20 protein-coding genes and 3 pseudogenes are annotated in these 17,860 nt (G+C 67.9%); 12 read left to right on the plus strand and 11 right to left on the minus strand.

What is annotated here, in order from left to right:
* Nucleotides 1-51: 51 nt before the first annotated feature.
* Both ACIQ8B_RS31530 and ACIQ8B_RS31535 read left to right on the plus strand, forming a co-directional pair.
* The gene (locus ACIQ8B_RS31530; protein WP_403551580.1) at nucleotides 52-234 is read left to right on the plus strand and encodes a hypothetical protein; all 183 of its coding nucleotides are present in this window, start codon (nucleotides 52-54) and stop codon (nucleotides 232-234) included.
* A 151-nt stretch (nucleotides 235-385) separates the two neighbouring features.
* Nucleotides 386-868 (plus strand): annotated as a pseudogene (locus ACIQ8B_RS31535) (DDE-type integrase/transposase/recombinase); the annotation flags it as partial.
* Nucleotides 869-1,003: 135 nt separating this feature from the next.
* Here the strand turns inward: ACIQ8B_RS31535 and ACIQ8B_RS31540 are convergent.
* Nucleotides 1,004-1,174 (minus strand): hypothetical protein, encoded by a 171-nt coding sequence (locus ACIQ8B_RS31540; protein ID WP_290010252.1) that lies wholly within the window; start codon nucleotides 1,172-1,174, stop codon nucleotides 1,004-1,006.
* A 17-nt stretch (nucleotides 1,175-1,191) separates the two neighbouring features.
* Here ACIQ8B_RS31540 and ACIQ8B_RS31545 point away from each other — a divergent pair, with 17 nt between their 5' ends.
* From ACIQ8B_RS31545 to ACIQ8B_RS31570, 6 genes and pseudogenes are all read left to right on the plus strand, one after another.
* A complete protein-coding gene (locus ACIQ8B_RS31545) occupies nucleotides 1,192-1,488 on the plus strand; it encodes a hypothetical protein (RefSeq protein ID WP_403551583.1) in 297 nt (98 codons plus the stop codon).
* Between the two features lie 393 nt (nucleotides 1,489-1,881).
* Nucleotides 1,882-2,421 (plus strand): winged helix-turn-helix domain-containing protein, encoded by a 540-nt coding sequence (locus tag ACIQ8B_RS31550; RefSeq protein WP_403551585.1) that lies wholly within the window; start codon nucleotides 1,882-1,884, stop codon nucleotides 2,419-2,421.
* Nucleotides 2,418-2,945 carry a transposase gene (locus tag ACIQ8B_RS31555; RefSeq protein ID WP_403551587.1) on the plus strand — a complete coding sequence of 176 codons (528 nt, stop codon included), beginning with the start codon at nucleotides 2,418-2,420 and terminating at the stop codon, nucleotides 2,943-2,945. Before ACIQ8B_RS31550 ends, ACIQ8B_RS31555 begins: the two co-directional genes overlap by 4 nt.
* Before the next feature lie 47 nt (nucleotides 2,946-2,992).
* Nucleotides 2,993-4,189 carry a cytochrome P450 gene (locus tag ACIQ8B_RS31560; protein WP_403551589.1) on the plus strand — a complete coding sequence of 399 codons (1,197 nt, stop codon included), beginning with the start codon at nucleotides 2,993-2,995 and terminating at the stop codon, nucleotides 4,187-4,189.
* A 344-nt stretch (nucleotides 4,190-4,533) separates the two neighbouring features.
* The gene (locus tag ACIQ8B_RS31565; protein ID WP_403551591.1) at nucleotides 4,534-5,199 is read left to right on the plus strand and encodes a TetR/AcrR family transcriptional regulator; all 666 of its coding nucleotides are present in this window, start codon (nucleotides 4,534-4,536) and stop codon (nucleotides 5,197-5,199) included.
* A gap of 335 nt (nucleotides 5,200-5,534) precedes the next feature.
* A pseudogene (locus tag ACIQ8B_RS31570) lies at nucleotides 5,535-6,074 on the plus strand (transposase); the annotation flags it as partial.
* A gap of 245 nt (nucleotides 6,075-6,319) precedes the next feature.
* Here the strand turns inward: ACIQ8B_RS31570 and ACIQ8B_RS31575 are convergent.
* The 3 genes from ACIQ8B_RS31575 to ACIQ8B_RS31585 form a co-directional block, all read right to left on the minus strand.
* Nucleotides 6,320-7,321: a GlxA family transcriptional regulator gene (locus tag ACIQ8B_RS31575; RefSeq protein ID WP_403551593.1), complete on the minus strand. Its 1,002-nt coding sequence runs from the start codon at nucleotides 7,319-7,321 to the stop codon at nucleotides 6,320-6,322.
* A 184-nt stretch (nucleotides 7,322-7,505) separates the two neighbouring features.
* Nucleotides 7,506-8,144, minus strand: coding sequence for an HD domain-containing protein (locus ACIQ8B_RS31580; protein ID WP_290010245.1), 639 nt, complete (start codon nucleotides 8,142-8,144; stop codon nucleotides 7,506-7,508).
* A 345-nt stretch (nucleotides 8,145-8,489) separates the two neighbouring features.
* Complete coding sequence (locus tag ACIQ8B_RS31585) at nucleotides 8,490-9,047, minus strand: ester cyclase (protein WP_403551596.1); 558 nt, start codon at nucleotides 9,045-9,047, stop codon at nucleotides 8,490-8,492.
* Nucleotides 9,048-9,160: 113 nt separating this feature from the next.
* Between ACIQ8B_RS31585 and ACIQ8B_RS31590 the strand changes: the two genes are divergently transcribed.
* On the plus strand, nucleotides 9,161-9,781 hold the full coding sequence (locus ACIQ8B_RS31590) for a TetR/AcrR family transcriptional regulator (RefSeq protein ID WP_403551598.1): 621 nt from the start codon (nucleotides 9,161-9,163) through the stop codon (nucleotides 9,779-9,781).
* A 61-nt stretch (nucleotides 9,782-9,842) separates the two neighbouring features.
* Here ACIQ8B_RS31590 and ACIQ8B_RS31595 read toward each other — a convergent pair whose 3' ends face one another.
* The 5 genes from ACIQ8B_RS31595 to ACIQ8B_RS31615 all read right to left on the minus strand — a co-directional run bounded on the left by ACIQ8B_RS31595 (nucleotide 9,843) and on the right by ACIQ8B_RS31615 (nucleotide 13,825).
* On the minus strand, nucleotides 9,843-10,847 hold the full coding sequence (locus tag ACIQ8B_RS31595) for a D-cysteine desulfhydrase family protein (RefSeq protein WP_403551600.1): 1,005 nt from the start codon (nucleotides 10,845-10,847) through the stop codon (nucleotides 9,843-9,845).
* Between the two features lie 213 nt (nucleotides 10,848-11,060).
* The gene (locus ACIQ8B_RS31600; RefSeq protein WP_403551602.1) at nucleotides 11,061-11,486 is read right to left on the minus strand and encodes a MarR family winged helix-turn-helix transcriptional regulator; all 426 of its coding nucleotides are present in this window, start codon (nucleotides 11,484-11,486) and stop codon (nucleotides 11,061-11,063) included.
* 413 nt (nucleotides 11,487-11,899) lie between these two features.
* Nucleotides 11,900-12,304, minus strand: coding sequence for an acetate uptake transporter (locus ACIQ8B_RS31605; RefSeq protein WP_403551629.1), 405 nt, complete (start codon nucleotides 12,302-12,304; stop codon nucleotides 11,900-11,902).
* A 6-nt stretch (nucleotides 12,305-12,310) separates the two neighbouring features.
* Nucleotides 12,311-13,156 carry a fumarylacetoacetate hydrolase family protein gene (locus tag ACIQ8B_RS31610; protein ID WP_403551604.1) on the minus strand — a complete coding sequence of 282 codons (846 nt, stop codon included), beginning with the start codon at nucleotides 13,154-13,156 and terminating at the stop codon, nucleotides 12,311-12,313.
* Nucleotides 13,157-13,180: 24 nt separating this feature from the next.
* Nucleotides 13,181-13,825, minus strand: a complete 645-nt coding sequence (locus ACIQ8B_RS31615; RefSeq protein WP_403551606.1) for an MBL fold metallo-hydrolase — start codon at nucleotides 13,823-13,825, stop codon at nucleotides 13,181-13,183.
* Nucleotides 13,826-14,436: 611 nt separating this feature from the next.
* Between ACIQ8B_RS31615 and ACIQ8B_RS31620 the strand changes: the two genes are divergently transcribed.
* Together ACIQ8B_RS31620 and ACIQ8B_RS31625 are read left to right on the plus strand one after the other, a co-directional pair.
* Nucleotides 14,437-15,150: a hypothetical protein gene (locus tag ACIQ8B_RS31620; protein ID WP_403551608.1), complete on the plus strand. Its 714-nt coding sequence runs from the start codon at nucleotides 14,437-14,439 to the stop codon at nucleotides 15,148-15,150.
* Nucleotides 15,151-15,216: 66 nt separating this feature from the next.
* Nucleotides 15,217-15,759, plus strand: coding sequence for a hypothetical protein (locus ACIQ8B_RS31625; RefSeq protein ID WP_290010232.1), 543 nt, complete (start codon nucleotides 15,217-15,219; stop codon nucleotides 15,757-15,759).
* 244 nt (nucleotides 15,760-16,003) lie between these two features.
* Here ACIQ8B_RS31625 and ACIQ8B_RS31630 read toward each other — a convergent pair whose 3' ends face one another.
* A complete protein-coding gene (locus tag ACIQ8B_RS31630; RefSeq protein ID WP_403551610.1) occupies nucleotides 16,004-16,459 on the minus strand; it encodes a nucleotide disphospho-sugar-binding domain-containing protein in 456 nt (151 codons plus the stop codon).
* A 428-nt stretch (nucleotides 16,460-16,887) separates the two neighbouring features.
* Nucleotides 16,888-17,259 (minus strand): integrase core domain-containing protein, encoded by a 372-nt coding sequence (locus tag ACIQ8B_RS31635; RefSeq protein WP_403551612.1) that lies wholly within the window; start codon nucleotides 17,257-17,259, stop codon nucleotides 16,888-16,890.
* A gap of 175 nt (nucleotides 17,260-17,434) precedes the next feature.
* On the opposite strand from ACIQ8B_RS31635, the pseudogene ACIQ8B_RS31640 reads away from it, so the two are divergent.
* Nucleotides 17,435-17,819, plus strand: a pseudogene (locus ACIQ8B_RS31640) (transposase); the annotation flags it as partial.
* Between the last annotated feature and the right edge of the window lie 41 nt (nucleotides 17,820-17,860).

A 17,860-nucleotide genomic window follows, 5' to 3' on the forward strand; every position in this document is an offset into this window, starting at 1 on the left:
GATCGAGGTGCTGTGAAAAGCCGCGGTCTTCTTCGCGAAGGGGAGCGCTCGATGAACGGGACGTACGCGTTCATCGAGGCGGGGAGGACCACCCATGGCGTCGCTCTCCTGTGCCGGCTGCTGAACGTGGCCCGCTCCTCCTTCTACGCCTGGCAGGCGGCGGTGAAGGCCCGCGCCACCCGTACGGCGTCCCGCGCATCCACGCCGAACCGCGTCGCCCGGGCCGGGCGGTGAACCGCAGACGCGTCGCCCGCGTCATGCGTGAACGCGGTGTCCAGGGCGCCCACCGCCGTCGACGGCGCTCGTTGACCCGGCCGGACAAGAGGGCGGGACCGGCCCCGGACCTGATCGGCCGCGACTTCACGCCGAGTGGCCGGGCACGAAGCCGGTCGGGGACATCACCTGCCTCCCCACCGCCGAGGGCCGGCTCCACCTCGCCTGCCGGCTGGACCTGGCCGCCCGCGAGGTCGTCGGATACGCGACAGCCGACCACCACCGCGCCTCCCTCGTCGCCGACGCCCTGAAGACGGCCCATGGCCGCGGCGGCCTGCAGCCGGAACGCCTCACCCGCTCGGATCGCGGCAGCGAATACACATCAGCCGAATTCCGCAGGAAAATGACCGAGTTGGGTCTGCGGCAAAGCTGCGGCCGCACCGGATCATGCTTCGACAACGCCGCCGCGGAGAGCTTCTGGACCCCGCTCAAGGAAGAGATCCGCACCCGGCCCGACCGGACCACCGCCCGCACCGAGGTCCTCGCCTTCATCGAGACGTTCCACAACCGGCGCCGCCTGCGCAAACACAAGGTCTTCGGCTACCTCACCCCGGCTGAGACCAGACAGCGCCACCAGCACACCCTCACGGCATAGAGATCGAGTGCCCAAGATCACGGGGAAACTTCAATGCCGAGCGGCGACCTTGTCTTGGACAACTTCCGCGCAGGTCTCACACGTAGCACCCTCGAGGCCGTGGAGAGCAGGTATGAGGATCTGGGGCCGGGATTGCTACCTGCCCTGTTGTGACCGACTGAAAATCAGGTAGAGCAAGGGCGCAGCGATGACGGCGAAGGCAATGAGTGCTGTTGTCCGTGAGAAACCCATCAGTCCGATCGTCAGTCCTGCTACCCCAAAGGCGATGATCACTACCAGCAACAAGATCAGTTGGCGCTTATCCAATTTCTTCTCCTTGTGAAGTGGCTCAGCTCCGGGGCGACTGCCGCGCCACCCCGGAGCTTCATCAGGGGAACTGGGATCGTTTCGAACTGCAACTGGAGTACTGGCTCCAGCCCGGCGACCTTGTCATCGACGCCACCGGCGACAACATCACCCGCCACGTCGTCATCTTCAAGGAGTGGAACGACGCCGCCCGCCGCACCTGCACGGCCTACGGACAGCGTGACGTGCGCGGCACCGGTCACCGCACACTGGCCTACGGGCTGACGGCGGGAAGTCAGTACGAGGCCCACCGTCAGTTCCTGTACGGAAACTGACACCCGACCGGTCGCACTGACGCGCCCACCGCCTTTCGCGCGCCCGATATTCGCCTCCCTTCAGTGGCGACAGAAGCTACAGTCGGTGGGCGATCAGGTGTTGATCCGAGGGGGCGGACCATTACCGGAACCATGAGCCGGCGGCATCCGGCGTGCACGGCGCCCACGGCCCGGCCGAAACGCGTCCCTCCACGGCGCCGCACATGCCGGTGGACGACAACCGCCGGCCGCTTCCCGGGTGACCCCTTCCCCTGCCGCCTCCGCGTCGCCATGACGTTCGCGCCTGGGTCACTGCGGCACACAACTCCCTTTTTCCGGAATCAGTTACTGAGGTTGAACTCGTGGTGTCGTAGGGGGCTGACGGGCGGCAGTCGCCTGCGGTATCACCAGTGCATGCGGTATCCACAAGGGGGCGGGCTGACCGCCGAACGACAGCAGTTCCGCGAGGGGTTACGGCTTCAGGCGGCCGAGCGGTTCGCCCTCGGCGAGGCGAGTTCGGTGATCGCCAAGGACCTGCGCGTCAGTGTCCGGTCGGTGCAGCGATGGCGGCAGGCATGGGACGAGGGCGGGCCGCGTGCTCTGCGGTCGCAGGGCCCGGCGTCGTTGCCGAGGCTGAGCGAGAGGCAGTTCGCCCAGCTGGAGGCGGAGCTGGTCAAGGGGCCGGCCGCGCACGGCTGGGAGGACCAGCGCTGGACCCTGGGCCGGATCAAGACCGTGATCGGTCGACGCTTCCACCTGGCCTACACCATCCAGGGCGTGCGCAAGCTGCTGGTGCGCAACGGCTGGTCCTGCCAGGTCCCCGCTCGCCGGGCCCTGGAACGCGACGACGAGGCCGTGGCCGGCTGGGTGAAGGAGACCTGGCCCTGCGCGGAAGACTCGCGGCGGCCCGTGGAGCCTGGCTCGTCTTCGAGGACGAAGCCGGCTTCTCCATGACGCCGCCGCAGGCGAAGACCTGGTCGCCCCGTGGCCGCACCCCGGTGGTGCGCGTCCGCGGCCGCTCCCGCAGACGCATCTCCATCGCAGCGTTGACCTGCTACAAACCCGGCCACCGCTCGAGGCTGATCTACCGGCCCCGCCGCGACGACGGCAACCGCGACGGACGCAAAAGCTTCTCCTGGCGCGACTACCGCGACCTGCTGACCGCAGCACACCAGCAGCTCGACGGCCCGATCGTCCTCATCTGGGACAATCTCAACGTCCACAAGGCCGCCGACCTGCGGGAATGGGCGGCAGCCCGGAACTGGCTGACCATCTACTACCTGCCGCCCTACGCACCCGACCTCAACCCCGTCGAAGGCATCTGGTCCCTGCTACGGCGCGGCTGGCTCTCCAACGTCGCCTTCAGCACCCCCGAACACCTCGCCCAGCGCATCCGGCGCGGTCTCCGCCACATCCAGTACCGCAGCCACCTCATAGACGGCTGCCTCGCCGAGACGGGACTGACCATCAACCCCTGATCACCGAAGCCGACATCACGAGTTCAACCTCAGTAGGTGGTATTCCCATGAGCGTGGTCGACCTCGCGGCGCTCGGCGAGTCCTTCACCCGCGACCCCTACCCCGTCTACGCCCGACTGCGGTCGCAGGGCCCGGTGCACCGCATTCGCATGCCGGAAGGAGGCGCGGAGGCCTGGCTCGTCGTCGGATACGAGGCCGGACGCGCCGCCCTCGCGGACCAGAGACTCTCCAAGGACTGGAGCAAGGCCTCGCCCTCCCTTCCCCTCGGCGCCATATCCCCCGGCACGCATATGCTCAGGGCCGACCCGCCGGACCACACCCGGCTGCGCAAGCTGGTCGCCCGGGAGTTCACCACGCGCCGCGTCGAGGAGCTCGCCCCGCGCATCCAGGAGACGACGGACACGCTCCTGGACAGGATGCTCGCCGCCCCCGGCGGGCGCGTCGACCTCGTCGAGGCGCTGTCTTTTCCGCTGCCCATCTCCGTGATCTGCGAACTTCTGGGTGTGCCGGACCTGGACCGGAGCTCCTTCAGGGCGTGGTCGAACGACGCACTCGGCGCGGCCGATCCCGAACTGCGTCAGACCGCGGCGAAGTCGATGGCGCACTACCTGGTGGAGCTGGTGGAGCGCAAGCGGCAGCAGCCCGGTGACGATCTCATGAGCGGACTGATCCACAACTCGGACGACAACGGCGACAGGCTCTCCCACGAGGAACTCCTCGGCATGGCCTGGCTGCTGCTCGTGGCCGGCCACGAGACCACCGTGAACCTCATATCCAACGCCGTCCTCGCCCTGCTGACCCACTCCGAGCAACTGGCCGCTCTGCGTGCGGACCTCTCCCTCGTCGACGCAGCCGTCGAGGAGGCGCTGCGCTACGAGGGACCGCTGGAGACCCCCACGTTCCGCTTCACCACCGAACCGGTGACGATCGGCGACACGGTCATCCCCGGAGGGGGCGAACTCGTCCTCGTCGCCATGGCCGATGCCAACCGCGACCCCGAGCGCTTCCCCGAGCCCGACCGCTTCGACATCCTCCGTGACACCCGCGGCCATGTGGCGTTCGGCCACGGCATCCACCACTGCCTGGGTGCGCCGCTGGCCCGGCTGGAGGCGCGCATCGCCCTGCGGACGCTGCTGGAACGCTGCCCGGACCTGGCCCTGGACGTCCACCCGGCGGCGATCACCTGGCGCCCGGGAATGATGATCCACGGTCCGCGCAGCCTGCCCGTACGGTTCGCCCGGTAGGACGGAGGAGCCACAGGGCTGTCATCCCGCTGATCCGGCGCGGCCCGCCGGATCAGCGGGCGGGCCCGGCCGTTTCAACATCGCCAACTCGCTGGGCGCCTACCTCGGCGGCGCGGTGATCGCGGCCGGGTTCGGGAGGGTGGCACCGAGTTGGGTCGGCGTGCTGCTGGCGCTGGTCGGCCTGGACTTTGCGGTGCTATCGGGCCGGCTGGACCGTCGCCCGGCTCGCCACGAGGCCGTCGCATCGCGCGCGACGAAGTCCGAGCTCCCCGACGTGTGAGCCGCAGGTCCTCGGCCCGAACGCGTGCCCTGGCGGAGGCCCGCACGCTCCGTCCCCACCGGACATGCGGCCGGTCCGCCCAACGGAGATACCCACTGCGTACTCTTGCATACACAAGTGCGTACAAGAGTACGCAGTGAAGGGGGTGGTGGCAGTGAGTACTCGTCGGGTGCCCAACGATCCTGGGCGGCCCCTGCGAATCTTGGATGCGGCGCTTGAGGTGGCCGCGGAGGAGGGGGCGCATCGGGTGAATCACCGGCGTGTGGCGGTCCGGGCCGGTGTGCCGCTGGGTTCGGTGACGTACTACTTCCCCACGGCGGAGAAGCTGGTCGTGGAGATGTTCCGCCACCTGTCGACGGTGAGGGTCGTGCCGCTGGCCGAGCTGTCGCAGCCGATGACGAGAACACAGCTCATCGACCGGATCACGTCGATCGTCGCCGGCGAGAACCGCGTCAGCTCGTTCTATCAGCAGCTGAGCTACGAGATGGTCGTCTACGGACATACCCATCCGGATGTCGCCGCCCTCGCCAGTGAGTGGCACGACCGGTGGCGTGAAGCCCTGGCGGTGAACATGTCACCGCAGTCCGCTCGGACCATGGTCGCCCTGATCGACGGGTGGCTGCTGCAGGACGGGGTCGAGAAGGTACCGCTCACTGCCGAAGTCGTCCGCTCCCAGGTCGAGGCCGTACTGGTCGGCCTTGAGGGCCAGGTTCCGGATGACGAGGCGTGACCGGCACTCCGTCTCCCCATCGCTGACCCGGCGCCCCTGGCGCCCTCTGTCACCGCGCGGCTCGCCTGCGCTTCGCTGGTCTCGCTGACAAGGATGCAACCTCATGAACCGCTCCCGCCCCACGGCACCCGAGACGATCGAGGTGCGCGGTGCGCGTGTGCACAACCTCAAGAACATCGACGCCTCGCTGCCCCTGAACCAGCTGGTGTCGATCGGGGGCGTCTCCGGATCGGGCAAGTCCTCCCTGGCCCTCGGCGTGCTGTACGCGGAGGGCTCCAGCCGCTATCTGGAGGCCCTGTCCAGTTACACCCGCCGTCGGATGAGTCAGGCTGCCCGCCCTCGTCATCGACGCGCAGAGCGTGAAGACCTCCACCGGCGTCCTGGCCGCCGGGCAGGGCCTCGACGCCGGGAAGAAGATCGTGGGCAGAAAGCGAAGTACCGTCACCGACACCTTCGGTCTGCTGCCGGCGGTGCTGGTCACCGCGGCGAGCGTGCAGGACTGCGACGCCGGCCAGGCCCTCGTCGAACACATCGCCGCGGAGCATCCCACCGTCCGCAAGACCTGGGTCGACGGCGGCCACCGCCCACACCTCGTCGAACACGCAGCCACCCTCGGCGCCGACATGGAAATCGTCCAACGCACGCCCGGCACCGGAGGATTCACCCCGATCCCGAAACGCTGGACGGCCGAGCGGACCTATGGCCGGCTGATGCTCCACCGCCGCCTGGCCCGCGACTACGAAGCCCTCCCGGACCGCTCCGAAGCCATGATCCACCTCGCCATGACCGACCTCATGGCCCGCCGCCTCACCAACGAGAACACCATCTCCTGGCACGACCCCGCAAAGCCGCACCAACCACAGATCCCGGGATGAAACAACGGGAGAAAACGACCTCTTAGATCACGAGGGTGCGGACAGGCCGGTGCCGGTGAGGCATCGTGTCGCTACCGGAGCTGCGTAGGCCGCGTCTGTCGGTGCGATCAGGTCATCTGGAGTCGCGAAGGCCCGTTCGGCCACGATGGAGCTGGCAGCTCGACCGTCCCGCCCGGGTTGAGGGCGCGGACGTAGGGCAGCAAGAGGTTGCTCAGACCAGCACTGGCGACATCATGCTTCGAGAATCAGGAGGAGTTCTTGGAGGTGGCTTGCGGGTGGTGGGCGTCTGCATCTGAGTGTGTTGTGGCGAACCGGGCTCGGTATTGGCCGGGTGAGATGCCGAGCCGGGCTACGAAGATGCGCCGCAGTGTTTCTGGGCTGCCGAAGCCGGCGGCGCGGGCGCTCTGGGCCACGTTGTGACCGGCGTCGAGCAGTGCTTTGGCGTGTTCCATCCGTATGCGTTCGACGAATTTCGACGGTGTAATGCCGAGTTCAGCGTTGAACAGTCGGGTGAGATGTCTGGGACTGACGCCGACGAGAACGGCCAGCGAATCCGTGCTGTGCTCGAGTGCGGGCTGTGCCGAGACGAGTTCGGTGACTGCCCTGAGCGCGGGCGTGCGAGGCGCGTTCAGGGTCAGCGGTGCGGAGAACTGAGACTGCCCTCCCGGCCGCTGCATGAACATGACCAGGCTCCGGGCGATGTCGCGGGCGAGATCGGCACCGTGGTCACGCTCGACCAGGGACAGCGCAAGGTCGATACCCGCTGTTACTCCTGCGGAGGTGAAGATGCCATGATCTTCGACGAAGAGGGAATTCGGCTCGACGTTGACATCGGGGTAGGCCCGGGCGAGCAGCTGGGCGTGGCGCCAGTGTGTGGTCGCACGGTGTCCTGACAGCAGGCCTGCGGCAGCGAGGACGAATGAGCCGGTGCAGATGGACACCAGCCTGTGGGCGTGAGGATGTAGTTGCCGGACGGCGCCCGTCAGGGCAGGTGGGATCGGCTCAGTGACGAGGAGGTCACCGCCCGGAACGACCAGTGTCTCGATGTCTCGGAGGTCTGCTGCGGCCGAGTGCACGGACAGGCGCGTGCCGATCGATGTGACTACCGGGTCGCCGGACGGCGACGCGTAATGCAGCGCGTAGCGTGCGCCGAGGCGGTTGGCCTCGGCGAACACTTCAGCGGGGCCTGAGACGTCGAGCAGCTTCAGGCCGTCGAACACGAGGAAGGCCACACGGTGGACGGTCATGCTGTGGGGGCTCCTTTCCCTGAGTAGCTCTGACGCGTCCGAGAGCGCAGAGTCCCTCGCCTTGCGGGCCGGCTCGGTCGGCGGTGCGGCACTGCAGCTGCCGGGCCGGCGCAGCCTGTGGCGGACGGGCCGACCCGTGCTGTCCGATCGCTGTGCACCCAGGACGTAGGTATCGCGGGTCAGCTCATTCGGGCCAGGCGTTCGCCCGGATGATCTGGACGAAGTCCTGGCGCTGGAAGTCTGGGTCGAAGTGCGCGAGGACGTCGTCGTTCATGGTGCCGAAGGTGGTGTCGGGCCGGTCGGCCATGCCGTCGTAGAAGGCCTTGAGAATGCGGTTCTTGAAATCCGGTCGGGGGTGGGCGGCCACGACCTCGGCACGGTGTTCGGGGTCGAGCTCCTCGAGTGTCAGCCCCAGGACGTCGGTCTCGACACCGAGCGTCACGACGGCAACTTCGGGTGCCAAGTGGAGGGGGACCTCAGGCGTGGTGTGCAATGCGATGGCCAACCAGACGTTGCGGGCCTCCTCCTCGCTTTTGCCGTGGTCACGGAGGAAGGCGTACGCGGCCTCGGCGCCGTCGAGCTCGAAGCGGTGGTCCTTCGTGCGGTAGGCCGCCGTCAGCCCGAGATCGTGGAAGAGGCCTCCCACGTAGGCGAGCTCGGGATCCACCTGGAGTCCTCGGGCAGCGCTCTTGAGCATCCCCCACAGGAAGACTCGGTGAGAGTGATGGAAGAGCGTGTCGTCAGCTGACTGGCGCACGAGTTGGTTGGCCTCGCGGGCGAGGGCGGTGTCCGGGACCGTGATCCCGGCGATCGTTTCGGGCACTGTGACTCCTTGAAGGTCTCAACGTCGGTTACTTCCGACTCACCTCCACGGTTCCTTACCGGTGCCTCCCCGCGAAGCGTCCGATCGGACGGGTCTCCCACAGATTCGGACACGCCGTGCGAGTGGTGACAGCGTTTGAATGCCGTCGCTGTGGAAGTTTGGCGCTGCTTCATCAGGCACTTCAGACCTGCTGCCGATTCGGGCTGCACCGCTGCTTACGACTTCGGACCCCGTCCCGGTGAGAGACCTCTCGGCCGCTTGGGGCGTCCAGGTCCGCGGGAAGAGCCGTTGCGCTGGGCGTGCACCTTTCACCCTCGCGGGTGTGGGGCGAGCCGAAGCTGTGGCTCAGTGGCTCGATGCCGTGAGGGCGGCTTCCTCTGCCTGTGCGGTGACGTCGGCGGCGGCGCGTGCGGCCTTCCCGGTGAGCTTCCAGGCGATCATGCGCAGAGCGGTTGCCGGAGCGGGCGGGAAGACGCCGAGTTGCCCGAGCATGGTGATGTCGTCGCGCACTGCCTGGTGGGTGATCACCTTGCCGTCGCGCAGGGCGAGGATGTGGATCTGCTCGAAGTCGATCTGTCGTCCGGTGGCGGGGACGGCCTGGTCCGGTGAGCCGTCGCGGAAGCGCACGAAGGGGCCCGTGTGGCGCCCTTGCATGCGCAGGCGGACCCAGACCTGTCCGTCGCCGCCGGTGATGTCCGTGATCGGGAAGCGCAGCTCGCCGAAGGCGGCGCGCATCCAGGCTCCGGAGGCGAGTACGCCGGCAGGGCCCGGTAGGGAGCAGGTGGAGGGCGCCACGGCTGCCTCCCGGTTGCGGAAGTCGGCGGCGACCACCTCAGCGGCCAGCTTCGCGTCTCCGGTCTCCAGAACGCTGAACAGTCCGTGTGCGAGTTCGGTGCTGGCCATTGCCATGATCGGTGATGCCTCTCGTCCGATGGGGGCCGTGTGGTCCGGTCCCTCAATTAAGGTAACAGGTGACCTAATCAATAGTGTGCCAAGGAAATGTATAGGATGGGGCGGTGCCCCCGAAGCGCTCCTACGTCTCCCCTCTGCGCGCGCAGGCCGCCGCGCGAACGCGGGAGCAGATCCTCCAGCGAGCGACCGAGCTGTTCGCTGCTCGCGGCTACGGACTGGTGACCGTCGCGGACATCGCTTCCGCAGCCGGTGTCTCTTCCAAGACGGTGTTCGCGAGCGTCGGCAGCAAGAGCGACATCCTGGACCGGATCGTGGACCAGGGCGTGGCTGCGTCCGGCCACGAGCAGGCCGTACGGCAACTCCTCGCCCTGGACCGGCCCGAGGTCGTTCTGGAGGCACTGGCGCGCGGCACCAGAGCCGGCAACGAGGAGCATTTCCGTGTGCACGAGGCGATCCACAAGGCGTTGCCGGTGCATGAGAACGGTGAAGCGCTGTGGCAGCGCGCCACCGCGGCGTACCGGGAGGCGCTGGTCACGGTCGCGCACCACCTGCACTCACTGAGTGGCCCGCCGCTGTGCGCACCGCAGGAGACGGCAGACGCTCTGTGGTTCTGGTTCGGCCCGTCCGGCTGGCGCACCCTCGTGGTCGACAGCGGCTGGTCCTGGGACCGCGCTGAGGACTTCTTGCGTCACACGGCCACAGCCACGCTGTACTCACCTCGATGAGCGTCTCCCGGCTCCCGCGTCGGCCTGGACCGCCTGCTGGTGGTGCGGCGGCCACGGTGCGTCAGCCGAGCACGGCCGGAATCTCTGAGTGGCCGAAGAAGCCGGGGAGCCCGCCGGTGTGCACCAGGACCGTCGTCTCACCGGGGCGGATGTCCCCGTCACGGACGGCGGCACGCAGTCCGGCGAGGGCCCGGCCGGTGTAGACGGGGTCCAGGACCACGCCTTCGCACCGGGCGGCCAGCGACAGGGCCTCGGCTGTCGCCGGAGTGAGTGTTCCGTAGCCCGCGCCGATTTGGTCGGTCCGCACCCGCAGTTCCTCCGCCGCGACAGGAGCGTGCGTGAGCGCTGCTGCGTACTCGTGGACGGCTGCTTTCGCGTCGCGGCGGGCACCGGTGTCCACTCCGAGGACCCGTCGGGCTCCGGCAGCGGCGACCAGTCCGGCCATGGTGCCGCCCGAGCCGAGAGCTACGACGATGTGCTGGACGTCAGGGCACTGCTCGAGCAGCTCGCTGCCGGCATCCAGGTAACCTCGCGCGCCGAGGGCGCTGGAGCCGCCGAAGGGAATGAGGGCGGGGGTCGCGCCCGCTTTGCGCAGGTCCTTGGCGGTCTCGCGGGCCGCCGCATCGAGAGCCTCGCCGTCCGCGTCGCCGGCCCAGACCAGGCGGGCGCCGAGGAGGCTGTCGAGCAGGAGGTTGCCGGCGGCTGCGGCCGGCGGTTCCCCTTGGAGGACGAGCACCACGTCCAGGCCGAGGCGGGCTCCGGCTGCCGCGGTCAGGCGGGCATGATTGCTCTGGGCTGCGCCAGTGGTGACAAGGGTGTCCCCGTGTTCGGCCAGCGCTTTTGCGACGGTCCACTCCAGCTTGCGGATCTTGTTGCCGCCTCCCGCGAGTCCGGTGAGGTCATCGCGTTTGATCCACAGATCCTCCGGACGCAGCCCCAGGGCCGTGGCGAGCCGGGGAGCCGGTTCCAAAGGGGTGGGCCAGGTGCCCAGTCGCAGAGGCGAGAAGGGCGGGCCGGCCGGATGGGCCGTGCCGTCATGTGCTGGTTGGGTGATGCGGGAGTCCATGGCTGTCTCCTGTCCGGTGAAGTGGTTCGGCAGGCCTGCTGCGCTGAACGAGCGTTCGCACGGTGACTTCTCGTGATCCCCGGCTGGCTCGCTGTGTGACCGGCACACGGCCCGTCGGTTGTGTCGTTCGATGTGACGTCACCGGGAACCGACCGGGGCCGTGGGGAGCCTCGAGGTGCTGAGTCACAGGCTGCTGGGATCGGTTGTCGCTGATCAGGTCCGTAGGTGGGCTGTCAGACGGGCCAGCAGGCGGACACAGTCGCGTAGTTGCTGCTGTTCTGTTGGGCTGAGTGTCTCGCTGATGGCGGTGTTGAGACGATCGGAACGGTGTGCTCGTTCGGTACGGAGGCGGGCTCGTCCGGTTTCGGTGATGTGGACCAGGAGTTTGCGTCCATCGGTGGGGTGGGGTTCGGTGCGGACGAGGCCGCTGGCGCGCAGGTCCTTGACGGTTTTGGCTGACGACTGGTGGGTCACTCCCCGGCGGTTTGCCAGTTCGGCCGTGGTGTGCGGACCTGTGCGGTCGAGGTGGCCGAGGATGGCGGCTTCGCCGGAGGGCATGGTGTCCACGGTTCGTACGGTGCGGACCAGTTCTCCGATCACCTGGCGCAGATCTTCTGCGAGTGTGTCCTCCTCGTTCATGGGTGCATCCTATGCGGATCGCGCAATCAACATGTACAAGTGAACTGTACTTCGCTGAGGGTTCGCCTCAGCCCCGTCAAGGGCTTGGGTGTTTCGCCGCTTGGGCAGGCGTTGGTGACTGAACGCTTCCTCCGGCGGGCTGCTGTCGTGTTGCTTCGGCTGGCGGGTCGGCATGAGGGGGAGGGGGTGGTCGTGACTGCGGCGGGTGATCGAGTGAGGTCACCGAGAGGCAGCACGTTGCGCTGATAGGCGGTGTTCCGGAACTGTGCTGTCGCGTGTACGCCGCGGCGGTCGCGCAAGCGATGAGGAGCCAGGCGCCGACGCGGGTGAAGACGGCGAGTTGCCGAAGGCGCCGATGGTCTTGGCCGGCAGGCCGACGCCGGACAGGCTCACTGTGATCTCGAGCGCACGGTTCAGGGCGGGGGTGGCGCCGAAGAGGATGAAGGCGAACACCGTCCAGCAAGCGAGGTAGCAGCCGAGGGTGACGTGGTCGGTGGTGTGTGGGGGAGCAGGTGCGTGCCGGTCAGCCAGCCGGTCACGCCGATGGTGATCCAGAACAGGCCGAAGACGGTGAACGAGGTTGCCCCGAAGACGCTGCGGGTTCGGTACTCCTGTAGCCCCGCGAGGAGTTGAGCTCCGCCGCCCAGGAAGACGGCGACACATGTGGCGAGACCTGCTCGTGCGACCCCTCCCGTGTCGGGGAGATTGCCCACGGAGGTTCCCAGGGCGAACGCCCACAGGCCGAGCGTGTCGGGACTGGCGAGGCGCGGTTCGTCTCGGCCCTGCGTGTGTTGAACAGGGGGGTGCTCGATGTGTATGTGAGGTCATCGCGGTCCGCACTCCTGCTGCAGGACGCGGGTGTCGGGCAGGGGATCGGCGCTGGTGGGATTGACTGCCGCTCCGATGCCTTCCACTGCTGTGACCAGTGTCCGGCCGGGGGAGAGGGTGGTCTCGGCTGCGGACGTCCGGCCAGGGGTGCCGGTGAGGATGACGTCGCCGGGTTCCAGAGTGAGGAAGGTGCTGCAGTAGGCCAGCAGTTCGGCAGGGGTGAACAGCAGATCGCTGGTGGATCCGCGCTGCCATTCGACGCCATCGACGGTGAAGGTGACGGTCAGGCCGCGGGCGTTGTCGAGTTCGTCGGGTGTGACCAGTACGGGGCCGAGCGGTGTCGAGCGGTCGAAAACCTTGCCCTGGAGCGCTTCGGTGGTGCGGTGCTGCCAGTCCCGCAAGGACATGTCGTTGGCCACGGTGTAGCCGGCGATGGCCTCGTTCGCCTCGTTCACGCCGACGCGGCTCAGGCGTCGTCCGACGATGACGGCCAGTTCCGCTTCGCCGTCGATGTGGTCGCTGATGCGCGGCAGTGTGATGTCGTCGAGAGGGCCGGTGAGTGTGGAGGGGAACTTGGCGAAGAACGTCGGGTAGGCGGGGGTGGGGCGTTCCAGCTGCTGGATGTGGCTGCGGTAGTTCAGACCGATGCACAGGATGTGCGCCGGGGAGGGGGAGACGCGGGCATAGTGAGCGGTCCGCGCGTCGACCTCTCCGGTTTCCATCAGGTGCTCGCGGCGCAGGTAGGCGTCGACGGCGTGAGAGGCGTCGACGAGGACAGCGCGGTCACCTTCAATGCGGGCCGCGGTGAGAGTGTCGTCGATGCGGAGGGTGGCGAAGCGCACGGCTGTTCCTTGGGTGTCCGGGTTTCACAGCTGGATCGTGGTGCCGGGGGTCAGGCGGGTGACGGGGGTGCCGGTCAGGCCGTTCTCGCCGAGGAGGGTGGCGGTGGACTGCTGGCCGAGGTCGCTGAGCATGAGTTCGTGGATCTGGATGATCTGCTTGGGCTTGACGGCGCGCACGTAGTCGGCGGCTTCGCCGAGCTTGGTCCAGGGCCCGCTCGTCGGCAGCAGGAGTGTGTGCACCGAGGCGTCGGGCACGAAGTAGGCATCACCCGGGTGGTAGAGAATCCCGTCGTCGACGAGGTAGCCGACGTTGTCGGGGCACGGGATGTCCCCGTGGATCAGCGCGTGCCGATGGCCGTGCACGGTGATAGTGAATGAACCGAAGGCGAAGGTGTCACCGGCTGTAACGGCCCGGACGCGGCCGCCGTGGCAGCCTAGCGTGTCCACGACCGCGGCCGGGGCATAGACATGCAGGTCGGGCTGGGCCTGCAGGGCTGAGGACACGACCTCCTTGTCGAAGTGATCGAAGTGCTCGTGGGTGATCAGCACGGCGTGGGCCCGGGATGCGGCCTCGGCCGCTTCGGGTGTGAAGGTGCCGGGGTCGATGACGAGACGGGTGCTGTCCTTTTCCAGGGCGACGCAGGCATGGGCGTACTTGGTGAATCGCATGGGAGGTCCTTTCCCGGAACCGTCGAATCCTACAGCTAGACTGTACAACATGACTGCATGATATTCAGGGGGGGAGTCTGATGCATCAAGCCGGAGGCGCCGGATGTCCAAGGAGGTGGCTTCAGTGGGTAATGCTGTGGCTCTGCTCTGTGCGCTCGCCAGGCATCACGGTCGGTACGGACAAGACCACTGCGTCCCCCCGAGGCAGCGGGCAACACATCCACGCGGCCGATCTCCTGACCTGCCTGCCGCTCATCTCCTCGGCCGGTATGTGCACCAGCGCCGAGGCCCCGGTCAGTTGCCCGACAGCCGGAGCCGACCTGTCGGGGCGTAAGGCTCAGAATGTCGACGCGGGTATGGCTTGGCCCATTCTTACGGGCAGGTTCGCGGCTCTTGCCCCCGCGAGGCGAGTTTGCGTCCTATGACCACGAATCCCGGGCTCGATCAGGCAGCCGGTGGAGGCTTGGACCGGTGTGCCGAGGCACACCGGGTGCGCACCGATCAGTGCGAGGTGCGTATCGAGGGGCTGGCCCACGCCGACGGCTTCCAGTTGGCGCAGGGTGTCGGCGACGTCCTCGTGGTCCTTGGTGAGGAACTGCTGCGTAAAGTCGATGGCGGCGGAGGGCGATGCCCTCCGCCGTGTCCGGCCAGGTCTGCGCCCAGATCCGCAGCGAGGTCACGAAGACGCGCCCGAGGGCCTCCAGGGCGAAGATGTCCTCGCACGGCTCGCCGGTCCCGGGGCCGGGCAGCGTGGTGACCGGGACGACGATCCGGGTGGTGACGTCGGCGAGCAGTTCAGGCATCCGCGGCTCGGTGCCGGCGAACTCGTGGGCGGCACCGGTGTCGTCGGCCTGGACAGCCCGGAGGTAGCTGAAGGCACTGATGGCCGCGTGCGGGGTCACCGGGGCGAGCGGTGTGGTGTCGCGCATGACGGTTCCACCACCGGCTGGTCCTACGACAAGCTCGGCAACGAAACCGCCGCAGCCGACAACACCCCCCGTACGGGAGAGACTTGGACCGACCACAGCCAGCTCTCCGGCATCACTGCGGGCGGCACGACCTACGACCTGGTCCACGCCGGCGCCACCAACGCCGAACGCACCAAGCTCGGTTCCACCTGGTTCCACCACACCGCACTCGGCCTGGCGTCCACGATGCCACGCCCGCTCCGCGTCATGGGAGCGGTCCTCGTCGCCCCGCACCACGTCCTCGAACAGCTTCTGCACACCCAGCCGAAGCTGACGCCGTCGCGGTACTCGCCAGCCAGGAAGACCCGCGTACCACTAACGAGTGATGTAGCAGGACTCAACGGTGAAATGCCTTGATGTATCCGCATACTGCGTGATGTGAAACGTCCAGGGCGATGCCGCCCGACATCATCGAGGAGCAGCATGTTCAGTAGCACGGTGGCTCACCACGCGGGCCTGCCGACCGCAGACGCGGCGGCTGCGCGACCTCGCTTGTGCCGTCTTATGCGCAAGGTGGCGGGAGTTTCGGCAGCTCTCGGGGCTCTCGTCCTGCCGCAGGTTCTGTCAGCGCCCGCAGCCCATGCGGCGGTCCGCGAAGTACACGTTGCTTACATCGACCAGGACGCCCTGGGATACACCCAGTACGACGTGCGCTTCAACGGGAGCGTCCAGCCTGTGGCGGCACCGAACCTGGATCCGAGGAGGACGTTCGGCGTGAAGGGCACGCTCGATGCGTACTGCCCGGACAACACACTGACCACTCAGTACGTCAAGCTCCAGGTGTGGGCCAGCCGCGAGAGCCACAGGTTCGAGTTCGAAGCGCGGTGCGACGACACTCCCAAAGAAATCTCTTTCTGGAGTACCCGCGACTACCCGGGCGACAGCATCTCCTTCCGAGTCGGTGCCACGAGTGGCACCTTCAACAGCTACCAGTACGGCCCGACAGTCGCCTACGCGATCGACTGACTCCTCAACACGTCGGACAGCTCAGCCGCAGCAAGGGCTTGAGCCTGCCGGCACGCGGCACGGGCTCGGCCCCCCGACGGAACGGAAGGCCGAGCCCGGCTCGTACGGGTGCCGGGTTGGTGTCGGTGGAACAATTCCAGTGACGGCACATCAGACAAGTGGGGCGGGGTGCTGCTCAGATGTAACTGCGCGCCGACCGGAGACCGAGCTGTTGCGGCGGAAGTCGCTGGCGGCGTGCATCGGGTCAGAGCGTCATCGGCCGATTGGCCAGGACTTTCTCCACGATGTCCGCAGCTGCCGAGCTCCCGCCCGCCTGGCTGATGTCCTGGTCCAGCGTCGCCAGTGCAGCACATGCCCGCGGGTTGTTTCTCACCGTGCGCACCGCATCCCGCAGGGCTTCGCCAGTCGCCTCCTCCCGTGGCAGGTACACACCCAGGCCCAGGGCCTGCACCCGCTCGGCGTTGACCCGCTGCTCGGCCATCTGCGGAACCACCACCGGGGGAACCCCGAGGGCGACCGCCTCCATGACGCTGCCCATGCCGCCGTGCGTGACGAACACCGAGGACGCAGCCAGGACATCGAGCTGGGGAACGGCAGCGTGCACCTCGAACCTTTCGGGGTACGGGGCAGCTGGGTCGGTCTTGCTGCCGAAGCCACCGTGTGCGCTCAGCTGCCGCAGACCGTGGCCCGCGGCGACCACCTGATCCTTAAGGACCGGCTCTGGAACTGGTCCGAGGAACTCCGTCGGCGCTGAGAGCGAGGGCCGGCTCTCCCCGCCGACGCGGGGGTGCTGCGTCTGTTAAAATCGATCATGAAGATGGGCAGTACGCCTCGGCGGCTGTTGTCTGTGCGTTGGTCGTCTAAGGAAAGATGCCCCGCTTCCTGCGGGGAGATGCAGGTGCAAGGCCTGCCCGGCGCTCGATATGCGAAACCCCGTCCCTGCAGTAGGCAGGGGGCGGGGTTTTCGCTGTTCGGCGTCCTCCACGGCTTGGAAGGCCCTGGCACCTTTCCCGGCTGTCGGTGGCCTGGTGGCAGGTTGTCTCGTGAGATGGTCTGCCGCCTGCCCTTCGATGTCGAGGTCGGAAAGGCGTCGGGAGCGTGTGCCGCTTGGAAAGTCATCGCTGCTGGTCAAGCCGCATATCGGTACTCGTTGATCGCTCCGCCGAGGATGCGGGTGCGGGTGCGTGGGAGTTTGCCGGGGTGGCCGTGCTGGCGTTCGGCGGCGGGTTTCTCGCTCACGTCGGGCGGGAGTTGGTCCCGGGCCTGGTGAGGCCGGTGCCCGTTGTAGTGGTCTTGGTGCCGGCCGAGGGCGTGACGCGCATGGGCCTCGTTCACGGTCAGCACGTGGTCCGGGGCTTCCCGGCGGATCGTGCCGGTCACGCGCTCGCAGTGGGCGTTCATGCGCGGCGTCCGGGGCGCGCCGAGCGGCACGTCCACGTCCTGTGACTGGAAGACGGCGTCGAAGACCTCGGTGTACGTGGTGTCGCGGTCGCGCAGCATGAAACGCGGGGACCCGTCGGTGTGCCGAAGTCAGCGGCGAAGGTGCGTGCCTGCTGCACCGCCCACTGGCCGGCCGGGTGGGCGGTGACGCCGGTCAGGTGCAGGCGCCGGGTGCCGTCCTCGAGGAACGCCTATGCGGCTTGACCAGCAGCGGTGACTTTCCGAGCGGCACAGGCACCTGGACGAGGTCTTCGTGAGGATCAACGGTGAGTCGGAGTACCTGTGGCGGGCCGTCGACGCCGACGACGCCGTCCTGGACATCCTCGTGCAGAACCGGCGGGACAAGGCTGCGGCCCGGCGCTTCTTCCGCCGCCTGCCGAAGACGACCCGCACGGTGCCCCGGGTGATCGTCACCGACAAGCTGCGCTCCTGCCGAGCGACCCACCGCCAGGTCATGCCCTTTCGTCGAGCACCGCTCGTACAAGGGCCTGAACAACCGGGCCGAGAACAGCCACCAGCCCACCCGGCAGCGCGAACGCGCCATGAAAGGCTTCCGCAGCGTCGGCGGAACCCAGCGGTTCCTGGCCGCATTCAGTGGCACCTCACCCCACTTCCGGCCCCGCCGCCACCTGATGACCGCCCCGGCTACCGCGCCGAGATG

It is taken from the genome of Streptomyces sp. NPDC096105 (genome assembly GCF_044763335.1).
Lineage (GTDB): Bacteria > Actinomycetota > Actinomycetes > Streptomycetales > Streptomycetaceae > Streptomyces.

What these genes read in the sequence shown, in the direction of transcription:
- ACIQ8B_RS31550 (WP_403551585.1), top strand. Translation starts at nt 1,882, where the DNA reads ATGCGGTATCCACAAGGGGGCGGGCTGACCGCCGAACGACAGCAGTTC.
- ACIQ8B_RS31555 (WP_403551587.1), top strand. Translation starts at nt 2,418, where the DNA reads ATGACGCCGCCGCAGGCGAAGACCTGGTCGCCCCGTGGCCGCACCCCG.
- ACIQ8B_RS31635 (WP_403551612.1), bottom strand. Translation starts at nt 17,259, where the DNA reads ATGCTGCGCGACCGCGACACCACGTACACCGAGGTCTTCGACGCCGTC.
- ACIQ8B_RS31585 (WP_403551596.1), bottom strand. Translation starts at nt 9,047, where the DNA reads ATGGCCAGCACCGAACTCGCACACGGACTGTTCAGCGTTCTGGAGACC.
- ACIQ8B_RS31530 (WP_403551580.1), top strand. Translation starts at nt 52, where the DNA reads ATGAACGGGACGTACGCGTTCATCGAGGCGGGGAGGACCACCCATGGC.
- ACIQ8B_RS31565 (WP_403551591.1), top strand. Translation starts at nt 4,534, where the DNA reads ATGCGGCCGGTCCGCCCAACGGAGATACCCACTGCGTACTCTTGCATA.
- ACIQ8B_RS31595 (WP_403551600.1), bottom strand. Translation starts at nt 10,847, where the DNA reads ATGGACTCCCGCATCACCCAACCAGCACATGACGGCACGGCCCATCCG.
- ACIQ8B_RS31600 (WP_403551602.1), bottom strand. Translation starts at nt 11,486, where the DNA reads ATGAACGAGGAGGACACACTCGCAGAAGATCTGCGCCAGGTGATCGGA.
- ACIQ8B_RS31625 (WP_290010232.1), top strand. Translation starts at nt 15,217, where the DNA reads ATGTTCAGTAGCACGGTGGCTCACCACGCGGGCCTGCCGACCGCAGAC.
- ACIQ8B_RS31615 (WP_403551606.1), bottom strand. Translation starts at nt 13,825, where the DNA reads ATGCGATTCACCAAGTACGCCCATGCCTGCGTCGCCCTGGAAAAGGAC.
- ACIQ8B_RS31575 (WP_403551593.1), bottom strand. Translation starts at nt 7,321, where the DNA reads ATGACCGTCCACCGTGTGGCCTTCCTCGTGTTCGACGGCCTGAAGCTG.
- ACIQ8B_RS31620 (WP_403551608.1), top strand. Translation starts at nt 14,437, where the DNA reads ATGGCGGCGGAGGGCGATGCCCTCCGCCGTGTCCGGCCAGGTCTGCGC.
- ACIQ8B_RS31560 (WP_403551589.1), top strand. Translation starts at nt 2,993, where the DNA reads ATGAGCGTGGTCGACCTCGCGGCGCTCGGCGAGTCCTTCACCCGCGAC.